Annotated in this window: 2 protein-coding genes; both read right to left on the bottom strand. The window is 64.6% G+C overall.

Annotation, left to right across the window (positions count from 1 at the left end; genetic code table 11):
• Positions 1-406 (bottom strand): hypothetical protein (locus EOA24_RS33870; protein WP_245501915.1); only part of this gene is annotated, 406 nt, incomplete at its 3' end.
• A 19-nt stretch (positions 407-425) separates the two neighbouring features.
• Positions 426-2,576 carry a TonB-dependent hemoglobin/transferrin/lactoferrin family receptor gene (locus tag EOA24_RS33865; RefSeq protein WP_189354456.1) on the bottom strand — a complete coding sequence of 717 codons (2,151 nt, stop codon included), beginning with the start codon at positions 2,574-2,576 and terminating at the stop codon, positions 426-428.
• Positions 2,577-2,594 lie beyond the last annotated feature (18 nt).

Raw genomic sequence — 2,594 nt, 5'->3', positions numbered from 1 at the left:
TCTTCAAGGCGCGCATGCAGGCCGCCGGCTCGACGCCGGTACCGGCGCATTCGGTCGCGCTGTTGATCAGCACGCGGCTGAGCTTACCGCAGTCGGCGCCGGCAAGGTCGAAGCGGGTGACCTTGGTCTTGCCGGCCGGCAGGTCCTTGAAATCGAGCACGGTGAGGCGGTCGACGACGCCCGCCTCGTTGAACAGCGCGATCTCGAAAGCCGCCTTGGACAGGTCGGCGCCGAGCGCGTTGTTGACGACGAAGGTCAGCCGGCAGCCTTTTTCCGAGGGCTGCGCGGCATTGAGCTCGAGGCTCAATGCCGGAGCTGCGGCCGGAGCCGGCGCGGACTGGGCCCACGCCGGCGCCATCGCAAGCGACATCGCGAACGTCGAGGTCAGCAGACGAAACGATGTCATCAAGCGTTTCATGTCTCGCTCAGCCTCCGAAGCGCATGGTTGCCGCGAGCTTCAGCGTGACGCCGGGTTCGTAGAGGACCGCGGTGGTGCTGCCGTTGAGCGGGTTGGTGTATTTGACGTCGAACAGATTGTCGGCGCGGAAGTCGAGCTTGAGATTGTCCGTCGCCTGGTAGCTGGCGAAGGCATTGACCAGTGTGAAGTCCTTAGCCACCGGATTGCCCTTGGGCTTGCCGTTATACTGCACTTCGCCGCCGACGGTCAGCTTGTCCTCGAGGAAGCGCAAGCCGAGCTGCGCCGTCACCTGCGAGGAGGGGATGGTGGCGAGGTCGGCGCGCTCGCCCTCATAGGAGATGGTGTGGCCGTTGATGATGGAGGCCGACAGGCCGGCATAGCCCCAGCCGGCGTCGTAGACGCTTTCCAGCTCGAAGCCGTTGATCTTGGCCTTGGCGAAGTTCTGGTACTGGAAGCAGATCGGAATGCCCGGGCCGAACGGGCAGCCGCTGGTCGGGTCGAAGGGCGAGAGCGTCACGCCGTCGATGTAGTCGTCGACATTGTTGTTGAAATAGGCGGCCTTGAGCCGCAGCGCGTCGCCGCCCTCGATGATGTCGTTCTGCTTGTAGTTGACGCCGAACTCGACGGTCTTGCCGGTCTCGGGCTTCAGGTTCGGGTTGGGCAGGAACGGGAAGCTGACGCCGGCCGGATGGTTGCCGCTGATCAACGTCTCGGTCAGTGAGGGTGAGCGGTAACCTTCCGCATAGGTGCCGTAGAACTGCAGGCCTGCCAGGCCGGCGCTTTCGAAGGGCGAGACGCCGACGGTGATGCGCGGCGAAACCCTGTCGCCGGAGGTCTCGTTCGTATCGTCCTTCAGGCTGTAGTTGTCGTAGCGCAGGCCGCCAATGACCTCGAGCCATTCCCAGGTCAGCTTGTCCTGGATGTAGGCGCCGGAGACGTTGCGCTTGCCCGACGGTGTATAAAAACTGTCGCCGCCGGCGCTGCCGCCGGTATCGACATCGTCGCCAACCCAGTCGCCGCCATAGGTCAGCTCATGCGCGACGCTCGCCGTCTCGAAGCGCGAGGTGTTCCAGATGTCGATGCCGGTCGTGCCGACATCGAAGGTCGACAGCGAGCCGGGCGGCAGCACCACGGGCAGGCCGGTGGTCGGATCGAAGCGGTTCTGCGCGGTGAGCGTCGTCAGGTCGAGAACTGTCTTGTTGTAGGAAGCGTTGATGTGGAGGTCGAGCCAGCTCTTGGCATCGTCGGTGATGTTGTAGCGGGCGGTAAAGGTGTTCGACTTGAGGTCGACGTCGTTGGCGGGCACGCCGCCGCTGGTCTCGGTCCAGCCGTCCTTGGAGCCGACCCAGCCAAGCTTCAAGTCGCTGTTTTCGGTCGGGCGTATGGTGGTCTTGAGCAGGCCGCTCAGCACGTCGAAACCGGTGCCGGCAACGGTGTCGCCGCCGCCGTTCTTGTAGTCGCCATAGTCGCGATAGACGATGTTGCCGAGAACGTCCCAGTTGTCGTTGATCTTGTAGGCGCCGGTGGCGCTGGTGGTCCAGCCCTTGCCGTTGCTCTCATAGCGCCCGGTCAGCGAGCCGGCCCAGGTCTCTTCCGGCTTGAGGAAATCGGTGGCGTCCTTGGTGTCGAAGAAGACGACGCCGCCGATGGCGCCGGAGCCGTAGGTGTTGGCGACCGGGCCACGGATGACGTCGACCGACTTGATGAGCTCAGGATCGACATAGAAGGTCGACTGCGTGCCGTGGTCGGAGCGCTGGAAATCCTGCCTTGCGCCATCGACGATGACCGCGACGCGGCCGAAATCCTGCAGGCCGCGGATGTTGATGCTGGAGGAGACGCGGCGCGCGTCGGCCTGCACGGCGACGCCGGGCACGCCGAGCAGCATTTCGTTCGGCGTCGTCGCCATGCGGCGGTCGAGCTGTTCCTGGTCGACATGGCTGGCCGAGGCCAGCGACTGAATTGCCGTCTCGCTGGTGCGGCTGATGACGAGGATCTTGTCGAGCAAGGTTCCTTCGGCGGCGGCCTTCTCGTCAGCCTTCTTTTTCTGATCGGCCTGCTGGCTGGTCGCCGGCTGCGTGGCCTGTTGCGCTTTTGCCGCCGATACGCTGAGCGCGATCGCCGCCGCTCCGGCCATCAAGATGGCAATGCCGCTCGCCATCGATCGGAAGCTCGGACC

This window comes from Mesorhizobium sp. M2A.F.Ca.ET.039.01.1.1 (assembly GCF_003998035.1).
Taxonomy (GTDB): domain Bacteria; phylum Pseudomonadota; class Alphaproteobacteria; order Rhizobiales; family Rhizobiaceae; genus Mesorhizobium.
Note: the sequence above shows the minus strand (reverse complement) of the source record. Positions and strands in the feature narration are given on the sequence as shown.